General features: G+C 69.7%; 17 protein-coding genes. 8 read left to right on the forward strand and 9 right to left on the reverse strand.

The window, feature by feature from the left end; all coding sequences use genetic code 11:
- Positions 1-72: 72 nt before the first annotated feature.
- On the forward strand, positions 73-555 hold the full coding sequence (locus CHC09_RS23370) for a hypothetical protein (protein WP_239138464.1): 483 nt from the start codon (positions 73-75) through the stop codon (positions 553-555).
- A 7-nt stretch (positions 556-562) separates the two neighbouring features.
- A complete protein-coding gene (locus CHC09_RS23375) occupies positions 563-1375 on the forward strand; it encodes a class F sortase (protein ID WP_089295324.1) in 813 nt (270 codons plus the stop codon).
- Here the strand turns inward: CHC09_RS23375 and CHC09_RS23380 are convergent, their stop codons facing one another.
- A complete protein-coding gene (locus tag CHC09_RS23380; RefSeq protein WP_089295325.1) occupies positions 1376-1930 on the reverse strand; it encodes an HNH endonuclease in 555 nt (184 codons plus the stop codon).
- 248 nt (positions 1931-2178) lie between these two features.
- Here CHC09_RS23380 and CHC09_RS23385 point away from each other — a divergent pair, with 248 nt between their 5' ends.
- From CHC09_RS23385 to CHC09_RS23400, 4 genes are all read left to right on the forward strand, one after another.
- On the forward strand, positions 2179-3207 hold the full coding sequence (locus tag CHC09_RS23385) for a mechanosensitive ion channel family protein (RefSeq protein WP_089295545.1): 1029 nt from the start codon (positions 2179-2181) through the stop codon (positions 3205-3207).
- A 145-nt stretch (positions 3208-3352) separates the two neighbouring features.
- Complete coding sequence (locus CHC09_RS23390; protein ID WP_089295326.1) at positions 3353-4672, forward strand: MFS transporter; 1320 nt, start codon at positions 3353-3355, stop codon at positions 4670-4672.
- Positions 4673-4696: 24 nt separating this feature from the next.
- Entirely contained in the window at positions 4697-5110 is a 414-nt protein-coding gene (locus tag CHC09_RS23395; RefSeq protein ID WP_089295327.1) for a globin, read from the forward strand.
- Positions 5111-5170: 60 nt separating this feature from the next.
- A complete protein-coding gene (locus CHC09_RS23400; RefSeq protein WP_089295328.1) occupies positions 5171-6433 on the forward strand; it encodes a delta-60 repeat domain-containing protein in 1263 nt (420 codons plus the stop codon).
- 192 nt (positions 6434-6625) lie between these two features.
- Here the strand turns inward: CHC09_RS23400 and CHC09_RS23405 are convergent, their stop codons facing one another.
- The 5 genes from CHC09_RS23405 to CHC09_RS23425 all read right to left on the reverse strand — a co-directional run bounded on the left by CHC09_RS23405 (position 6626) and on the right by CHC09_RS23425 (position 10739).
- A complete protein-coding gene (locus CHC09_RS23405; protein WP_089295546.1) occupies positions 6626-7210 on the reverse strand; it encodes a type III secretion system chaperone family protein in 585 nt (194 codons plus the stop codon).
- A gap of 129 nt (positions 7211-7339) precedes the next feature.
- Positions 7340-7999: a DUF8185 domain-containing protein gene (locus CHC09_RS23410; protein WP_089295329.1), complete on the reverse strand. Its 660-nt coding sequence runs from the start codon at positions 7997-7999 to the stop codon at positions 7340-7342.
- Positions 7999-8409, reverse strand: coding sequence for an acyl-CoA thioesterase (locus CHC09_RS23415; protein ID WP_089295330.1), 411 nt, complete (start codon positions 8407-8409; stop codon positions 7999-8001). The genes CHC09_RS23410 and CHC09_RS23415 overlap by 1 nt, the downstream gene beginning before the upstream one ends.
- Entirely contained in the window at positions 8402-10078 is a 1677-nt protein-coding gene (ettA, locus tag CHC09_RS23420) for an energy-dependent translational throttle protein EttA (RefSeq protein WP_089295331.1), read from the reverse strand. The genes CHC09_RS23415 and ettA overlap by 8 nt, the downstream gene beginning before the upstream one ends.
- Before the next feature lie 97 nt (positions 10079-10175).
- Positions 10176-10739 carry a hypothetical protein gene (locus tag CHC09_RS23425; protein ID WP_239138465.1) on the reverse strand — a complete coding sequence of 188 codons (564 nt, stop codon included), beginning with the start codon at positions 10737-10739 and terminating at the stop codon, positions 10176-10178.
- 116 nt (positions 10740-10855) lie between these two features.
- Here CHC09_RS23425 and CHC09_RS23430 point away from each other — a divergent pair, with 116 nt between their 5' ends.
- Complete coding sequence (locus CHC09_RS23430; RefSeq protein ID WP_089295333.1) at positions 10856-12268, forward strand: alpha,alpha-trehalose-phosphate synthase (UDP-forming); 1413 nt, start codon at positions 10856-10858, stop codon at positions 12266-12268.
- Positions 12269-12346: 78 nt separating this feature from the next.
- Here CHC09_RS23430 and cobA read toward each other — a convergent pair whose 3' ends face one another.
- The 3 genes from cobA to cobC are packed head-to-tail and all read right to left on the reverse strand — an operon-like array spanning position 12347 to position 15653.
- Entirely contained in the window at positions 12347-13555 is a 1209-nt protein-coding gene (gene cobA, locus CHC09_RS23435; RefSeq protein ID WP_089295334.1) for a uroporphyrinogen-III C-methyltransferase, read from the reverse strand.
- Positions 13552-14604 (reverse strand): nicotinate-nucleotide--dimethylbenzimidazole phosphoribosyltransferase, encoded by a 1053-nt coding sequence (gene cobT / locus CHC09_RS23440; protein ID WP_089295335.1) that lies wholly within the window; start codon positions 14602-14604, stop codon positions 13552-13554. The genes cobA and cobT overlap by 4 nt, the downstream gene beginning before the upstream one ends.
- Entirely contained in the window at positions 14601-15653 is a 1053-nt protein-coding gene (gene cobC, locus CHC09_RS23445; RefSeq protein ID WP_239138466.1) for an Rv2231c family histidinol phosphate aminotransferase CobC, read from the reverse strand. Before cobC ends, cobT begins: the two co-directional genes overlap by 4 nt.
- Positions 15654-15729: 76 nt before the next feature.
- On the opposite strand from cobC, the gene CHC09_RS23450 reads away from it, so the two are divergent.
- Positions 15730-17874: a transglycosylase domain-containing protein gene (locus CHC09_RS23450; protein ID WP_089295337.1), complete on the forward strand. Its 2145-nt coding sequence runs from the start codon at positions 15730-15732 to the stop codon at positions 17872-17874.
- Positions 17875-17944 lie beyond the last annotated feature (70 nt).

A 17944-nucleotide genomic window follows, 5' to 3' on the forward strand; every position in this document is an offset into this window, starting at 1 on the left:
CGGCGGTGCGAAAATCACCTTCACGCGCCGTCCGCGTACTTTCCGCCCGCGAACGGCAGGAGGGGGATTGGCATGCGTTTGATCGTCTCCACCGCCGTAGCGGTAATGATCATGGCGTTGACCCCGCTGCCCGCCGTCGCGGCGCGGGCCGCCGCGGTCTTCGTCGAGGTCAACCCGAGCACGGTGCCCGCCGGAGACGAGGTGTCGCTGCGTGCCTCCTGTGACGACAACCTGAAGGCCGCCACGGTCAGCGCCGAGCCGATCGGCTCGGTGCCGGTCAAGCCCGAGTTCGGCTTCCTGATCGCGACCGCGAAGGTGCCGGCCGGTCAGCGGGCGGGCGCCTACAAGATCACCCTGACCTGCCCGGACGGCAAGACCGCGAGCACCACCCTGCACGTGGTCGCCAAGGTCGAGCCGAGCCGGGGTCCGGCCACCGGAGGGGGCGGCACCGCGCCGGAGCGGACCGCGTCGTTGCTGATCGGCGGAGGGTTGGCGGCGATGCTGGTCGCGGCGGGGCTGGCCGTGCTCGCCCTGCGCCGCCGGCGGCTGGGCTGAGGCCGCGGTGACCCACCACTCCGGGCCGCCACGACGCATGCCGGAGGCGGTACGACGCAAGCGCCCCGCCCAGGTGATCGCCGCCCCGCCGCCGGACGTGGCGCCCGAGCCGCTGCCGGCGCCCCGCGCGCGGGAGGGCCGTTCCCTCTTCCGGGTGCCCCGGCCGCGCCGTTCGGCACCGGCGCCGCGCTCACCGGCCGGTCGCCGGTGGCGCTGGCCGCTCGGCTGGATCGCGCTGATCCTGTTCTTCATCGGACTCTTCGCGGCCGGCATGGGACTGGGCCTGGCCAGCGGTTTCGACCTGAGCCTGTTCCACGGTCCGGACGAGCCCCCGCCCCGCGCCTTCCCGGTGCTGGAGCCCAGCCGCCCGAAGCGGCTGACCATCCCGGACCTGAAGATCGACGCGCCGATCCTCTCGGTCGGGCTGGCGGGCGACGGGTCGGTCGACGTGCCACCGTTGAGACGGCACAACGAGGTCGGCTGGTACGACGGCGGGCCGACGCCGGGACAGTTCGGGCCGGCGCTGTTCGTCGGGCACGCGGACACCCGGACCGGGCCGTCGGTCTTCCACGACCTGGGCAGGCTCAAGCCGAAACAGCGGATCGAGGTGGACCGGGCCGACGGGACGGTCGCGGTGTTCGAGGTGAACTCGGTGGAGCACTACGACAAGGACCGGCTGCCCCTGCAGCGGGTCTACGGCGACTACAGCCGGCCCTCGCTGCGCCTGATGACCTGCGGCGGCAGGTGGCTCGGCGGTGACCAGGGATACTCCGACAACGTGGTGGTCTTCGCCTCCCTGATCGGGTCGCTCAGGGAATGATTACGCCGCCTCGGTTTCTACCGAGGCGGCGTGGTTGTCCGGCAGGTCCAGCCAATCCATCCAGCGGGGATCCGGCGTGCGGTGCCCGAGCACCCGCCAGGCGATGCCCCGTGGCGCCTGCGGTGTGGAATGTAACCGCCAGCCCAACTCGGCCGGCGTCTTGTCACCCTTGCTGTGGTTGCACTTGGCACAGGCGGCCACCACGTTCTCCCAGGCGTGCAGACCGCCCCGGCTGCGTGGGAAGACGTGATCGATGGTCTCGGCGGAGCCCCGGCAATAGGCGCAGCGTCCGCCGTCACGGGCGAACACGGCGCGGCGGGAGAGGCCGACATGGGTCCGGTACGGCACCTTCACGTACCGCGTGAGACGGACCACCGAGGGGACCGGGAGGATCTGATGCGCGCTGTGCAGAATGCCGTCCCCGTCGGAGACGCACTCGGCCTTGGCGGTGAGGACGAGAATGGTCGCCCGACGCACCGATACGACGCACAGCGGCTCGTAGGTGGCGTTCAGCACCAACGCGGAAGAGCCCACTATGGGTCGTATGTCAGGCATCCTGTTCACCTTTCGGTGTAGTCGCTGCTAACCGCGCTCCCGTAGCTCAGCCGTGTGTGATCTGGGCCTCGCAGACGAAGCCTGTGCGCCAATAGTCCCTGATGGATGACCAAATTGCGAGCACAATCTGCGGCCAGGGGGTAAACGTCTGACATCGCCACGCTCAGCCGAACCCGGTAGCTTGGCTTCCCGTGTTACTCCTCGGTCCTTCCCCCGGCCCCACACCTGATGTCTTCACCAGCACCAGCATCACCGACGCCTGCGGCAACGACGCGCTGTGCGACCGGGTCTACGACTGGACCCACAACCAGTGGCTCGCCAACAGCAGCTATGTGATCGTCATCAAGCCGCTCCGGGTCATCGGGATCATCGTGATCGCGATGCTGATCCGGTACCTCCTCCACCGGGCGATCAGCAGGCTCACCGCGAGCACGTCGCGCGCGGCTATGCCGACACTGCTCAAGCCGCTGAAGGAGCGCGTGTCGGAGGAGACCGCCGAGGAGGCGATGTTCATCCCGGAGCGGCGGCGTCAGCGGGCCGAGGCGATCGGCTCGGTGCTGCGCAGCTTCGTCAGCGCGGTGGTCTTCACCATGGCGGCACTGCTGGTCATGGGCGAGTTCGGCTTCAATCTGGGCCCGCTGCTGGCCAGCGCGGGGATCGTCGGCGTGGCGCTCGGCTTCGGCGCGCAGAGCCTGGTGAAGGATCTGATCGCGGGCCTTTTCATGCTCCTGGAGGACCAGTACGGCGTCGGGGACACGGTCGACCTGGGCGAGGCGATCGGCGTGGTGGAGGGCGTCGGCCTGCGGATCACCACGGTCCGGGACTCCCGCGGCGTGCTCTGGTACATCCGCAACGGCGAGATCGTCCGGGTCGGCAACAAGAGCCAGGGCTGGGCCATGGTGGTGATCGACATCCCGATCGGCTTCGTCAACTCGGAGGAGGCGACCGCGGTGATGAAGGAGGCCGCCAGCGCGGTCGCCGAGCACCCGGAGCACCAGACCGAGTTTCTCGAGCCGCCGAACGTGGTCGGCGTGGAACAGCTCACCGTGGACGGTGCGGTGATCCGGACGATCGCCAAGACCACCGCGGACAGCCAGGTGATCGTGCAGCGGGAACTGCGCCGGGCGCTCACCGAGTCGCTGGAGAACAGCGGGCTGTCCGAGCGGATCGCCGCGTCCCGGCTGGTGCCGCGGTCCGCGGCGCCCCCCGCCTGGCCGAACACGCCGGGAAATTCCTCTCCTTCGATGGGCGAGCAGCGTCCGGGCTCACCGGCCTGACCTGCACATACGCGAGAAGGGACCGTTACACCCTCCGCCGAACGGCTGGAAATCGGACCAACCGCCCTAGCGTCGCCTAGGACGATCGGGCAGAATCCGGTACAGCTTTTGCATATGCACGTTCGCGCCGGTCGATGGAGGACCCGTGGCCAACGACCCGGAGGGTCCACAGCAGCCCGCAAAGGCTACGGAAGGCAACCAGCAGGTCACCTTCCGTAGCCTTTTTGCACTGCGGGAGTTTCGGGCGCTCTACGCCTCCCTGACGATCAACTGGGTCGGGGACTACCTGACCCGGGCGGCCGTGACGGTTCTCGTCTACCAGCAGACCCGGTCCGTCCTGCTGTCCGCGATCTCCTTCGCGATCGGCTACCTGCCGTGGATCCTGTTCGGGCCGGTGCTCTCCACGCTCGGCGACCGGTACCCGTACCGCCGGGTGATGGTCTTCTGCGATCTGTCCCGGATGACGCTGACCGGGATGCTGCTGATCCCCGGCCTGCCGACCGCCCTGACCCTGCTGATCGTCCTGCTGTCCAGCCTCGGCGCCCCACCCGCACAGGCGGCCCGCTCCGCCCTGATGCCCCTGGTGGTGGGCCGGGACCGGCTCACCCTGGCGCTCGCCGTCAACAGCACCACCAGCCAGGCCGCCCAGGTCGCGGGCTACCTGATCGGCGCCGCGGTGGCGGTCAGCCTCAGCCCGCGCGTGGCGCTCAGCCTGGACGTGTGCACGTTCGCCCTCTCCGCGCTGCTGATCGCCACCGGAACACGTCCCCGGCCGCCGGGAGTGGCCCCGGCACAGCGCCGGCACCTGCTGCGGGAAACCAGCGAGGGCTTCCGGCTGGTTTTCGGGCATCCGGTCCTGCGTTCGATCGCGATCGTGGTCTTCACCACGATCGCGTTCAGCGTCGTGCCGGAGAGCCTTGCCGCCTCCTGGGCCGCCGAGGCCCCGGACGGCATGTCACAGGGCCTGGAACAGGGCCTGATCATGGCGGCCGGGCCGTTCGGCATCGTCGTCGGCGGCCTGCTGTTCAGCCGGCTGGTCCCGGCCGAGCGACGCCTGCGCCTGGTGCCCGTGCTGGCCGTGCTGACCCCGCTGGTGCTGACCCCGACTCTGCTCGGGCCGCCGGCCGCCGTCGTCGTGGCGCTGGTGGCGCTCTCCGGCATGGCCCAGGGCGCCGGGCTGCCGCCGCTCAACGCGTCGTTCGCGCTCGTCCTCCCGGCCAGCCACCGGGCCCGCGCGTTCGGGGTGATGACCGGCGGGATCCAGGCCAGCCAGTTCATCGCGGTGCTGTTCAACGGGCTGTTCTCCGAGCGGTTCCGGATTCCGCTGGTCGTCGGCGTTTGGAGCCTCGCCGGCACGGTTCTGATGATCGCGGTCGCGGCGTTCTGGCCGAAGCCGGAGGAGTTCTCGGCGGCCGAGCAGGCGGTCCTCCCGCCGGAGCAGGCCCGGGCCGAACCGGCCACCTGAAAAAAGAGCTGGCAGGATGGAACGGTGACCGCACCTGTTCCGGAAGAGGCCAGCTTCTTCACCGCCGTCGGCGGCGAACCCACGTTCCGCCGCCTCGTCGACAAGTTCTACGAGGGCGTGGCGCAGGACCCGCTGCTGCGGCCGATGTACCCCGAGGAGGACCTCGGACCGGCCGCTGACCGATTGACGCTCTTCCTGATGCAGTACTGGGGTGGCCCGAACACGTACTCGGCCGACCGCGGCCACCCCCGGCTGCGGATGCGGCACGCGCCGTTCCGGGTCGGCCCGGCCGAGCGGGACGCCTGGCTCGAGCACATGCGGGTGGCGGTGGACTCGCTCGGCCTACCCGCCGCGCAGCACACCCTGCTCTGGGAGTACCTGGAGCGTGCGGCCTATTTCATGGTGAACACGATGGATCCGACAGAACCCGCTCGTTGATCGTGTCGCCACCGCCGGTGGCTCGTTGATCGGATTGTATCCACGATCGAGGAGCTGCCCATGCGTCGTCGCCTACTGGCCGTCGCCACCGCCTTCCTCACCGTGCTGGCCGGCTCCACCCCACCCGCGGTCGCCGACATCCCGCAGTACGGGATCGTCTCCGACAACCCGGTGGACTGGACCCCGCACGTTATGGACGGCACCGTCTGGGCCCTCGCGTTGGTCGGCGACACGGTAATCGTCGGTGGCGCCTTCACCAAGGTCCAGGACAGCAGCCGGCGGGTCACCCTCGATCGCAAGAACATCTTCGCGTTCGGCCTGTACGACGGCGCGATCCGCTCCTTCGCGCCAGAAGTCGACGGCGCGATCTACTCACTCGCGCCCGGCACCGGCGGGACCGTCTACGTCGGCGGCGCGTTCAAGAAGGTGAACGGCGTCGCGCAGCGCGGACTGACCCGGCTCTGGCTGGGCAGCGGCAACCGGGTCACCTCGTTCCAGGCAAAGATCAACTGGGGTGACGTGCGGTCCCTGACCAACCGTCTCGGGCACCTCTACGTCGCCGGCACGTTCTCCGCGATCAACGGCGTCGAACGGGTCGGCCTGGCCCGGCTGTACGCCGAGTCCGGCACCGTCGACCAGGGCTTCGACGCGAAACTGGCCGGGCCAGGGCTGAGCCGCACCCGGGTGGAGCACTTCGACGTGACCGCGGACGGGCGGCGACTGGTCGCGGTCGGCGCGTTCCTCAAAGCCGGCAGCTCCGAGCGGATCCAGATCGCCGAGTTCGACGTCGGCGGCCCGACGGCACAGCTCACCGGGTGGTACACGAAGGCGTACGAGCCGGAATGCATGAAAGGCTTCGACACCTACCTGCGGCAGGTCAAGTTCGCCCCGGACGGGTCGTACTTCGTGGTCGCGGCGACCGGACGCGCCTCCTCGGTGCACAAGCTGTGCGACTCGGCGGCGCGGTTCGAGACCGACGCGGTCGGTGAGCAGGAGCCGACCTGGGTGCAGCGGACCGGCGGGGACTCGCTCTACGCGGTCGCCGTCACCGGGCCGGCCGTGTATTTGGGCGGGCACCAGCGGTACTTCGACAACCCGCTCGGCACCGACGGGGACGGTCCGGGGCCGGGGGCGGTGTCGCGGCCGGGGATCGGGGCGGTCGACCCGGCCACCGGTAAGGCGCTGTCGTGGAACCCGACACGGGCCAGAGGGGTGGGGGTTCGGGCGTTCCTAGCGGTGCCGGAAGGGTTGCTGGTCGGCTCCGACACGGACGAACTAGGCAGGGAGTATCACGGCCGCATCGGCATGTTTCCGCTCGGCTAGCTTGGCTGAGTTAGCTTGGCTTCGCTTCGCTTCGCGGCAATTTGCCTGGTAACCGATGACTTAGGCCCGTTTTTGCCACCCACAAAGAGCGCGTGGGTGGCAAAAACGGGCCTAAGTCATCGGCGGCAAATTGCGGGGGTGCGGGCTTTTATGGATGACGGGGGTTCACGGCATCCGTGAGGTGGAAGGGGGTTAGAGGAGGGCGCCTTCGTCGTGGAGCCAGTCGACGAAAGAGGTGGCGACGGCGGCGCCGCAGTCGAGGAGTTCGACGAGGAGAGTGTCGTGGGTGCCGGCGGCGAGGGGGACCTGGAGTTCGGCGTAGATCGGGAGCTGGCCGCGCTCGGTGGGGTCGCCCACGTAGGCCTTGCAGAAGCGGCGGGTGTGGTTCCATTCGTTGACCACGCGGTAAGCCCGGTCGGCCCAGTCCGGCGGGACCGTCGCGTGCGGACGCGCCCGCATCACCAGGATCTCGTCGTCCGGGCCCTCGAGGGTGAACAGCACGGCGTGCCGCTCCCACATCGCCAGCAGGCTGCCGCTGCCGTCGGCGAGGAATCGGATGTCGAGCAGGTCGAGGGCCTTGCCGATGCGCGCCAGCGACACCTGCTCGATCACATCGGAGGATCCGGTCGTGGATGTCAGTTCGGATGGAGCCCCGGTCCGGACCGGCTCGCGCTGGGCCGGGACACCGACGCGAACGGTGCTCTGCACCGCAATCTCGCCACCGGCTTCCGTCTCGGCACCCGCGGCCGTTCCTGGCCGCCATGTCCACCACGGCATCGTGTGCACCTCGCTCCCCAACAGACCCGCTGCCGGACGTTGCAGTAGATCCGAGGGCCGACGGTACCCAACCGTTTCCTAAAGGTCATCCCCCCAACGGGAGGGCGGGACCATAAGAACGATACGGCCTCACCCTTTCGGGTGAGACGTCATCGGCATAACGGTCAATTTGTGGGCGCTCTGTCGCCACGCGACTCCATATGGTGCCGAAATTCCCACCCAGCTACCGGTCGTCCGGACTCTCGCCTCCACCGGTTCTACTCCCCCGGGCCCGAGAAAACCCATTCGGGCGACCGCCTGCACGAGGCGCTGGGAGACCTCAACCGGGTCGCCGGACTCCGGCGTGACGACCAGCGCGACGTGATCGAGAAGGGCGTCGCGGACCACCCGCTGCCCGACCGCGCGGCCGGCGACCCCACCCGTGGTGATCTCCCGGAGCGTGCCGGCGGCGGCCGCGGCCAGCCGGATCAGTTCCTCGGCGGAGACCGACTCGACGGCCGTGCTGGCGGCCGGCGGCAACGGCCAGCGCCACCGGGTGTCCCGCCGCTCGGGCAGCGCCTCGGTGCCGGCCGCCAGCGCGGCGAGCAGCTCCGCGGCGGAGACCGTGGCGTCGCCGGGCCCCGGGCCCGCCACCTCCCGGGTTACCAGCACGTCCCAGGGCAGGTGGGCCCAGAGCGCCGTCCGGCCGCCGACCGAGCGGAGCCGGACCGGCGCCGCCGGGTCCAGTCGGGTCAGCCGGGCCAAGAACGCTCCGGCGTCCGGAACGCCGAGCAGACCGTGCGACGACATCAGGCCACTCCGGCGTACGGCTTCAGGAAGTCCCGCTCCTCCGGAGTGAGCCGCCGCGGATGCCCGGCGGCCAGGTTGTACGGCACACACACCGACTTCGCCCGGCTCGCCAGCACACCGTCGTCGAAGAGCTCGTAGGAGACGGTGAACGCCGCCGTCCGCAGCTCGGAGATCCACATCTCGATGCGCACCGGCTCACCGAAATCGACCGGACGCAGGTAGTCGATCTCGTGGCGGGCGATCACGATGCCCTCCTCGAACGAGCCCAGGCCACGTTCGCGGGCACCGATGAAGAACATCGCAACGCGCGCCTCCTCGTAGAGGGTGAGGAAGCGCGCGTTGTTGACGTGCCCGTACGCGTCCATGTCGGACCAGCGTACGGACACGTCGTAGATGAACCGCTCAGTCACGGGTGAGCTTGCGGTAGGTGACCCGATGCGGGCGAGCCGCATCCGCGCCCAGCCGCTCGATCTTGTTCTTCTCGTACGCCTCGAAGTTGCCCTCGAACCAGAACCACTTGTCCGGGTCCTCGTCGGTGCCCTCCCACGCGAGCATGTGGGTGGTGACGCGGTCCAGGAACATCCGGTCGTGGGAGATGACGACGGCGCAGCCGGGGAACTCCAGCAGCGCGTTCTCCAGGCTGGAGAGCGTCTCGACGTCCAGGTCGTTGGTCGGCTCGTCGAGCAGGATCACGTTGCCGCCGATCTTCAGCGTCATCGCCAGGTTCAGCCGGTTGCGCTCACCACCGGAGAGGACCTTGACCGGCTTCTGCTGGTCCGGGCCCTTGAAGCCGAAGGCTGCGACGTATGCCCGGGACGGCATCTCGACCTTGCCGACCATCATGTGGTCGAGCCCGTCGGAGACGACCTCCCACACCGTCTTGCTGCCGTCCAGCCCGGACCGGCCCTGATCGACGTAGGACAGCTTGACCGTCTCGCCGACCCGGACCGAACCGGAGTCCGGCTGCTCCAGCCCGACGATGGTCTTGAACAGGGTGGTCTTGCCGACCCCGTTCGGACCGATGATGCCGACGATGCCGTTGCGCGGCAGCGAGAACGACAGGTTGTCGATGAGCACACGCTCGTCGAAGCCCTTGACCAGGTCCTTGGACTCGATAACGGTGTTGCCCAGGCGGGGGCCCGGCGGAATCTGGATCTCCTCGAAGTCCAGCTTCCGGGTCTTCTCGGCCTCGTTGGCCATCTCCTCGTACCGCTCGAGGCGGGCCTTGCTCTTGGTCTGTCGGGCCTTCGCGTTGGACCGGACCCACTCGAGCTCCTCGGTGAGGCGCTTCTGCAACTTCTGGTCCTTGCGGCCCTGCACGGCCAGGCGGGCCGCCTTCTTGTCCAGGTACGTCGAGTAGTTGCCCTCGTACGGGTACGCGCGGCCGCGGTCCAGCTCGAGGATCCAGGTGGCGACGTTATCCAGGAAGTACCGGTCGTGGGTGATCGCGATGACCGTGCCGGCGTACTTCGACAGGTGCTGCTCCAGCCAGTTGACGCTCTCCGCGTCCAGGTGGTTGGTCGGCTCGTCGAGCAGCAGCAGGTCGGGCGCCTCGAGCAGCAGCTTGCAGAGCGCGACCCGGCGGCGCTCACCACCGGAGAGCTGGGTGACGTCGGCGTCCGGCGGCGGGCAGCGCAGCGCGTCCATCGCGAGCTCGAGCTGCGAGTCGACGTCCCACGCGTTGGAGTGGTCGAGCTCCTCCTGGAGCCGTCCCATCTCCTCCATCAGCTCGTCGGTGTAGTCGGTGGCCATCTGCTCGGCGATCTTGTTGAACCGCTCCAGCTTGGCCTTGGTCGCCGCGACCGCTTCCTCGATGTTGCCGAGGACGGTCTTCGTTTCGTTCAGCGGCGGTTCCTGGGCGAGCATGCCGACGGTGTAACCCGGCATCAGCCGGGCGTCGCCATTGCTGACCTGGTCGATTCCAGCCATGATCTTCAGCAGGCTGGATTTACCGGCGCCGTTCGGTCCGACGACTCCGATCTTGACGCCTGGCAGGAAGTTCAGCGTCACGTTGTCGAGCACGACCTTGTCGCCGTGCGCCTTGCGCGCCTTTTCCAGGACGTAGATGAACTGGGCCACGGTGTGCCCTACCTCCGAGATCGTGGATTTTCGGTGCCGGGATCAAAGGACAATCTTTCCAGGTCCCGCGGCCCCGCTGCACGCCAACCCCGGCGGGTCAGTTTCCGACCACCTCCTGCACCTCCTCCTTGCCGCTCGACTTGCGGATCACGAGCCGCTCACGATTCACCAGGAAGACCGTGTTGTCCGAATTTGCGACAGCCCGGAACCCGCCGTCCGACAACTTCTCCACATCCGTGAGAAAGAGCGCCGTGACACCCTCCACCCACTCCGCGCCCTCGCCGCCCTTGTTGCCGTGGTAGAAGAGCCGCCCCGCCTCGTCCTGACAGATCCAAACCACCGATTTGTCGGTGACGGCCTTGAAGACTTTGGAAACCTCACCATCGGCGCCCGCAGCTTTCGCCTCGTCCTGGGTATGCGCCGGGCAGGGACCATCGGTGGGCAACCCCACCGACGTGCTGGACGACTCCGCGGACGCGGTGGTTGAGGTGGAAGTGGAAACGGAGGTGGTTGAGGTGGACGTGGGCTTGGGCAGGGTGCGCCGCCGCTCGCTCAGCAGATACCCCCCGATCATGCTGATGATCGTGAGCAACACAGTGGCGATCACCACAGGAAAGAAGATCTGGCGCCGTTGCTGGGAATGATCATCGAGGGGCGTCACCGGCACAGGATGGCACCCCCGGTCAAAATCGCACGACCAGAGTGGGGTACGACCCGAGCTGGCTACGCACAGTAGGCTCGCCTCGGGAACAGAAACCACCCGGAGGTGTACTCAGCGTGGCCCAACGAAGTTCCTTCGTCGTCGTCGCCAACCGCTTACCCGTGGACGAGATCATCACGCCCGACGGGGAACGGCAGTGGCGGCCCAGCCCAGGTGGCCTGGTCACGGCGTTGCATCCGGTACTGACCGAGCACCGCGGCACCTGGATCGGTTGGTCGGGCGGGGATGGCCCGGCTCCCGAACCCTTCGAACTGGACGGTATCCACATCCACCCGGTGCCATTGAGCGCCGACGAACTCGAACGCTATTACGAGGGCCAGTCGAACGCGACGATCTGGCCGCTCTACCACGACGCCGTGGAAACCCCCGTCTACAAACGGCGTTGGCGCGACTCCTATCGCGCGGTCAACCAGCGATTCGCCGAAGCCGCGGCGGACGTGGCCGCCGAGGGCGCCACCGTCTGGGTGCAGGACTACCAGCTCCAGCTGGTCCCGGCGATGCTCCGGGAGATGCGCTCCGACCTGCGGATCGGCTTCTTCCTGCACATCCCGTTCCCCCCGATCGAACTGTTCATGCAGATGCCGTTCCGGGCCGAGGTGCTACGCGGCCTGCTCGGCGCCGACCTGGTCGGCTTCCAGCAGCGACTGGCCGCGCAGAACTTCGTCCGGCTGGCCCGGCACCTGCTCGGCCTGCGCTACGAGGGCCAGTCCATTCAGGTGGACGGGCGCAAGGTGAAGGCCGGCGCGTTCCCGATCAGCATCGACACCAGGGACATGGAACGGCTCGCCGCCGACCCGGCGGTGCAGGCCCGGGCCAAACAGATCCGCGCCGAGCTGGGCGATCCGAAGACCGTCATCCTCGGCGTCGACCGGCTGGACTACACCAAGGGCATCGAGCTGCGCCTCAAGGCGTTCCGCGAGCTGCTGGCCGACGAGCGGCTGAACGTCGGCGACGCGGTGATGGTGCAGGTCGCCACGCCCAGCCGGGAGCGGGTCGAGCACTACCAGGCGCTGCGTGTCAAGGTGGAGCGCGAGGTCGGCCGGATCAACGGCGAGTTCGGCAAGGTCGGCACGCCGGCCGTGCACTACCTGCACCAGTCGGTCAGCAAGCAGGAGCTGGCCGCGATGTATGCGGCGGCCGACGTGATGATGGTGACGCCGCTGCGGGACGGGATGAACCTCGTCGCCAAGGAGTACATCGCCTGCCGCGGCGACACCGGGGGCGCGCTGGTGCTCAGCGAGTTCGCCGGTGCCGCCACGGAGCTGCGCCAGGCCTTCCTGTGCAACCCGCACGACCCGGACGGTGTCAAGGACGCGTTGATGCGCGCGATCAACACCGAACCCGCCGAGCTCAAGCGGCGCATCCGGGTGATGCAGCGCCACCTGCGCACCCACGACGTGGCCCGGTGGGCGCGCACGTTCCTGGCCGAACTCGACGCCGACGAAGCCGAGAACGCCGCGGAGGGCTAGAACCACGCTTTTCGGCGCCGGACCGCTCCAGGTCCGGCGCCGAAAGCGTGGGTACGAACAATGAGCGCCCGCCGGCGATCAGCCGGCCGCCGGGGTGAACGACTCGGTCGCCCCGACCACGTCGCCGATCACCACCACGGCCGGTGGGCGGATCCCGGCCGCCACGACCTGATCGGCCACCGCGCCCAGGGTGCTGCGCAGCGACCGCTGGTGCGCGGTCGAGCCCTCCTGGATCACCGCGACCGGCGTCGCCGCGTCCCGACCCTCCGCGATCAGCCGCTCGGCGATCTTCGACAGGTTCTTCAGCCCCATCATCACCACCAGGGTGCCGCGCAGCCGGGCCAGCGCCGGCCAGTCGACCAGCGAGTCCGCGTGGTCCGGCGGGATGTGCCCGGAGACCACGGTGAACTCGTGCGCCACCCCGCGGTGCGTGACCGGGACACCGGCCAGCGCGGGCGCCGCGATCGAACTGGTCACCCCCGGCACCACCAGCACCGGAACACCGGCCTCCGCGCAGGCGAGGGCCTCCTCACCGCCACGGCCGAAGACGAAGTTGTCGCCGCCCTTGAGCCGGACCACGAACTTTCCCTGCCGGGCGCGGTCGACCAGGATCCGGTTGATCTCCTCCTGGGCGGCGGACGGCCCGTACGGAATCTTCGCGGCGTCGATCAGCTCGACCTCCGGCCGCAGCTCACCCAGGAGCAGGCCGGGGATCAGACGGTCGGCGACCACCACATCGGCGGCGGCCAGCAGTCGGCGGCCCTTCACCGTGATCAGCTCCGGGTCGCCGGGACCGGCGCCGACCAGCGCGACGCCCTTCAGCTCGGGCGCGGCCGGGGGCGTCGCCTCCAGCGCGTGCGCGACCAGGTCACGGACCGCCATCGCGCGCCGGCGGTCACCACCGTCCGTCACAGCGACCGTCACCTGGCCGTGCCGGGTCACCGCCGGTGTCCACGCGGTCGCGGCGTCCCGGTCGTCCGCCCGTACGCAGAAGGTGTTGTGCTCCTCGGCCGCGGTGCTGACCTGCGCCGCCGCCTCCGGATCATCGATCGCGACATGCACCAGCCAGGCGCCCGCGACGTCGCCGGGCGCGAAGCGCCGCGGCGTCCAGGTCGCCCGGCCGGCGTCGACGTGGGCTCGCAGCGCGGGGGTCAGCTCCGGCGCGACGATCTCGACCCGGGCGCCGGCCGCGATCAGCGCCGGCACTCGCCGGGTGGCCACCGTGCCGCCGCCGACCACCAGCACCCGGCGGCCCGTCAGACGCAGGGCCAAGGGGTAGAGGCTCATTTCTCGGACACTCCCGCGCTGTCGAACGTCGCGACCTCGTGCAGCACCCGCACGGCAGCCGAGACGATCGGCAGCGCCAGCACCGCACCGCTGCCCTCGCCGAGCCGCATCCCGAGGTCCAGCAGCGGTTCCAGGCCGAGGTGAGCGAGCGCGACGGTGGCGCCCGGCTCGGCCGAACGGTGCCCGGCGACCATCGCGGCGACCGCCTCCGGGGCGAACGCGGCGGCGGCCAGCGCGGCCGACGCGGCGATCACGCCGTCCACGATCACCGGGACCCGGTTGGCGGCCGCACCCAGGATGAAGCCGGCCAGCGCGGCGTGCTCCAGGCCACCCACCGACGCGAGCACACCCAGCGGGTCGGCGGCGTCCGGGGAGTGCCGGGCGATCGCGGCCGCGATCACCTCGCTCTTGTGGGCCAGCATGGCGTCGTCGATGCCGGTGCCGCGCCCGGTCACGGTGGCCGGATCGGCGCCGGTGAAGACCGCGATCAGGGCCGCGGCCGGTGTCGTGTTGGCGATCCCCATGTCACCGGTGAGCAGGCATTTCGCACCAGCCGTGACGAGCTGGCCGGCGACCGCGATGCCGACCTCGACGGCGGCCAGGGCCTCCTCGCGGGTCAGCGCCGGCTCGACGGTCATGTCCCGGGTGCCCCGGCGGATGTTCGCGTCCAGCAGGTTCGGCCCGCCGTGCAGCGGGATCGCCACCCCGGCGTCGATCACCATCACGTCCACGCCGGCCTGCCGGGCGAACGCGTTCACCACCGCACCGCCGGCCACGAAGTTCGCCACCATCTGGGCGGTGACCTCCTGCGGCCACGGGGTGACGCCCTGGGCGTGCACCCCGTGGTCGCCGGCGAAGACCGCGACGGTGGCCGGGGTCGGCAGCGGCGGCGGGCAGACCCCGGCCAGGCCGGCCAGGCGCACCGACAACTCCTCCAGGCTGCCCAGAGAGCCGGCCGGTTTGGTGAGCCGGGCCTGCAGCTCGCGCGCCGCGGCCATGGCCTGTTCATCGGCTGGCCGGATGGCGGCCAGGGTGTTCTCCAGGGTCACGGTCGCTCCTCGATCACTTCTCGCAGAGTCTGCACGAATCGGTCCGTGGTGGCAGTGTCGCGCACCGCTATCCGGAGCCAGTCTGGGCCCAGGCCCGGAAAGGTGTCGCCACGACGTACCGCGTAGCCGCGTTTGCGCAGCTCGACGCGGATCTGATCGGCTCCGGAAAGGCGTACCGGAACAAAAGCGGACGCCGGATCGCCGGGAATCGTGATGCTCGGCACGTGCCGCAACTGTTCCACCAGATGGGCTCGCTCGGCGGCGAGCGTCACCGCGATCTCGCGTTCGGCGGCGACCGCGACCGGCGACGCGCAAGCGATCGCCGCCGCCAGCGCCGGCGTCGAGACCGCCCAGAGCGGCTGCGCCGCCGCCAGCCGCGGCACCAGATCGGCGGGTCCGAGCAGGTAGCCGATCCGCAGGCCGGCCAGGCCCCAGGTCTTGGTCAGGCTGCGCAGCACCACCAGGCCGGGCAGGTCACGGCGCTCGGCCAGGGACTCCGGCTCACCCGGACAACCCTCCCGGTACGTCGTGTCCGCGAACGCCTCGTCGACCACCAGCACCCGGCCCGGCCGGGCCAGTCGCGCCACGTCCCGCGCCGGATGCAGGACCGAGGTCGGATTGGTGGGGTTGCCGACGAAGACCAGGTCGGCGTCGTCCGGCACCAGCGCCGGATCCAGCCGGAAGCCGTCCCGCTCGTGCAGCAGCACCCGCTCCACCGTGTGCCCCGCGTTCTTCAGCGCCGCCTCCGGCTCGGTGAACTGCGGATGCACCACCACCGGCCGGCGCGCGGTACGCAACGCCTGGGCGAGCAGCACGAACGCCTGCGCGGCGCCCGCTGTCAGCAGCACCTCACCCGGATCGCGGCGATGCCGGGCGGCCACCGCCGCCGTCGCGGCCGTGGCGTCGGGGTACGCGGAGAGCCGGGTCAGCGAGTCCGCGATCGGTTCCGCCAGCCAGGCGGGCATGACCTGGTGCCGCACGTTGACCGCGAGATCGATCAGGCCCGTCCCCACCTCGGCGTCGCCGTGATGATCAAGGTCGAACGTCATGGGCCCCAGCATGCCCGACGCCCGTTCTCTTGCTGATTCGCGGGGAACATGAGGGCATTTGTCATACCTTCGAGGAGTGACTGACCGACGCCCCACCGTAGCCGGACGAGTCGCCCTCTTGATCCGTGCCGGACTCATCGCGGGCCTGGTCGCCGCCGGGCTCTTCTATCCCTTCACGGCCCTGGCCGGGATGGGTGTGAAGGCCGGCGCCGACGCCCTCGAGCGAATGCCGGAACAGCTCACCGAGGCGCCGGCGGCGCAGACCACCTACGTCTACGCCAAGGACGGCAAGACGCTGCTGACGATGTTCTACGAGGAGTACCGGCGGCAGGTCGCGCTCAAGGACATGTCGCCGTACATCACCCAGGCCATCGTGGCCTCCGAGGACACCCGCTTCTACGAGCATCACGGCGTCGACGCGAAGGGGGTGGCCCGCGCCTTCGTCGCCAACCAGCAGGCCGGCGGGGTCTCCCAGGGCGCCTCGACGCTGACCATGCAGTACGTCCGGATGGCGCTGCGGGACAGCGCGAAGACCCCCAGAGAGGCGCTGGAGGCCACCGAGCAGACCGCCACGCGGAAACTGCGCGAGATGCGGCTGGCCATCGAGGTCGAACACCGGCTCAGCAAACAGGAGATCCTCGAGCGGTACCTGAACGCCGCCTATTTCGGACACCGGGCCTACGGCATCCACGCCGCCGCCGGGGTGTTCTTCTCCAAGGCTCCGAAGAACCTCACCCTCACCGAGGCCGCCCTGCTGGCCGGGCTGGTCAAGGCGCCGTCCGCGTACGACCCGGCGACCACCGATCAGGATGCCGCGCTGCAACGGCGCAACTATGTGATCGACCAGATGCTGAAGATGGGCTCGATCACCCCGGCGCAGGCGGCGAGCGCCAAGAAGGCCCGGATCAGGCTGAAGCTGAGCACACCGCCGAACGACTGCGTCTCCGTCCCGGCGGAGCACAACGACTGGGGCTTCTTCTGCGACTACCTGAAGAACTGGTGGCGGGAGCAGCCGGCCTTCGGCGAGAGCGCGCTGGAGCGTGAGGAGAATCTGCGCCGCGGCGGCTATCGGGTGATCACCTCGATCGATCCGGCGATCCAGGCGTCCGCGGTCGAGCACGTGCTCGACAAGGAGAGCAAGGACAGCCCGTTCGCCCACGGCGAGGTGGTGATCCAGCCCGGCACCGGACGGGTCCTCAGCATGGCGGTGAACCGGACGTACTCCCTGCACCAGGAGCACAACGGCAAGCACAGCGACCGGTCCCAGCGCGACGACATCCGCGGGAACTACCCGAACACGGTGAACCCGCTGCTCGGCGGCGGTGACATGGCCGGTTACCAGGCCGGCTCCACCTTCAAGATCTTCACGCTCCTGGCCGCGCTCGACGCCGGGCTGCCGCTACGCACGTCGTACTACGCCCCCGAACGGTTCGTCTCGAAATACATCACCGAGCCCGGGCCGGCGACCTGCGGAAAACACTGGTGCCCGAAGAACTCCAGCAAATCGATGACCGGGCAGCAGTCCATGTGGAGCGGGTTCGGCAAATCGGTCAACACCTACTTCGTGCAGCTCGAACAGCGGGTCGGCGCGGAGAAGGCGGTCGCCATGGCCGAGAAGCTCGGGCTGAAATGGCGAACCCCGATCGACAAGGAGCTGGCCCGGCCGGCGAACGCCGCCGGTTGGGGCGCGTTCACCCTCGGCGTCAGCGACGCGACCCCGGTGGAGATCGCCAACGTGTTCGCCACGGTGGCCGCGGAAGGCACCTACTGCGAGGCGCTGCCCGTCCTGTCGATCCGCGACTCCACCGGCAAGAACGCGATGTACCGGGGCAGGTTCGTCGCCGCGCCGCGCTGCCACCGGGTGTTCAGCCCGGAGGTCGCCCGCGCCGCGACGGACGCGGCCCGCTGCGTCACCGGCTACGGCTCGGCGCGCGGCGGCTGCGGCGGGTGGGGAACATCGGAGATGGTGTACGGCGTCGTGGGGCGGCCGGTGGCCGGTAAGAGCGGGACCACGGACAACAACCGGACGGCCTGGTTCAGCGGGTTCACCCCGCAACTGGCGGCGTCGGCCTTCGTCGCCGACCCGGACAACCCGAAGCATTACGTCGGGAACGGCCGCTCGACGATCTCGAAGTACACAGTGGCCCAGACGCTGCGGGACGCGCTCGAGGGCCAGCCCGAGCTCAAGTTCACCCCACCGTCCGACAAGCTCGTCTGGTAACGACGGTGACCGCGGTCTTGATATCCCTCAGTATCTTCAGCTGACCGGAATCGCCCAGACCTAACCCGCA

The sequence above is a fragment of the Actinoplanes regularis genome (assembly GCF_900188005.1).
Lineage (GTDB): Bacteria > Actinomycetota > Actinomycetes > Mycobacteriales > Micromonosporaceae > Actinoplanes > Actinoplanes regularis.

What these genes read in the sequence shown, in the direction of transcription:
- CHC09_RS23370 (WP_239138464.1), top strand. Translation starts at nt 73, where the DNA reads ATGCGTTTGATCGTCTCCACCGCCGTAGCGGTAATGATCATGGCGTTG.
- CHC09_RS23380 (WP_089295325.1), bottom strand. Translation starts at nt 1,930, where the DNA reads ATGCCTGACATACGACCCATAGTGGGCTCTTCCGCGTTGGTGCTGAAC.
- CHC09_RS23400 (WP_089295328.1), top strand. Translation starts at nt 5,171, where the DNA reads ATGCGTCGTCGCCTACTGGCCGTCGCCACCGCCTTCCTCACCGTGCTG.
- CHC09_RS23405 (WP_089295546.1), bottom strand. Translation starts at nt 7,210, where the DNA reads ATGCCGTGGTGGACATGGCGGCCAGGAACGGCCGCGGGTGCCGAGACG.
- CHC09_RS23410 (WP_089295329.1), bottom strand. Translation starts at nt 7,999, where the DNA reads ATGTCGTCGCACGGTCTGCTCGGCGTTCCGGACGCCGGAGCGTTCTTG.
- cobA (WP_089295334.1), bottom strand. Translation starts at nt 13,555, where the DNA reads ATGAGCCTCTACCCCTTGGCCCTGCGTCTGACGGGCCGCCGGGTGCTG.
- cobC (WP_239138466.1), bottom strand. Translation starts at nt 15,653, where the DNA reads ATGACGTTCGACCTTGATCATCACGGCGACGCCGAGGTGGGGACGGGC.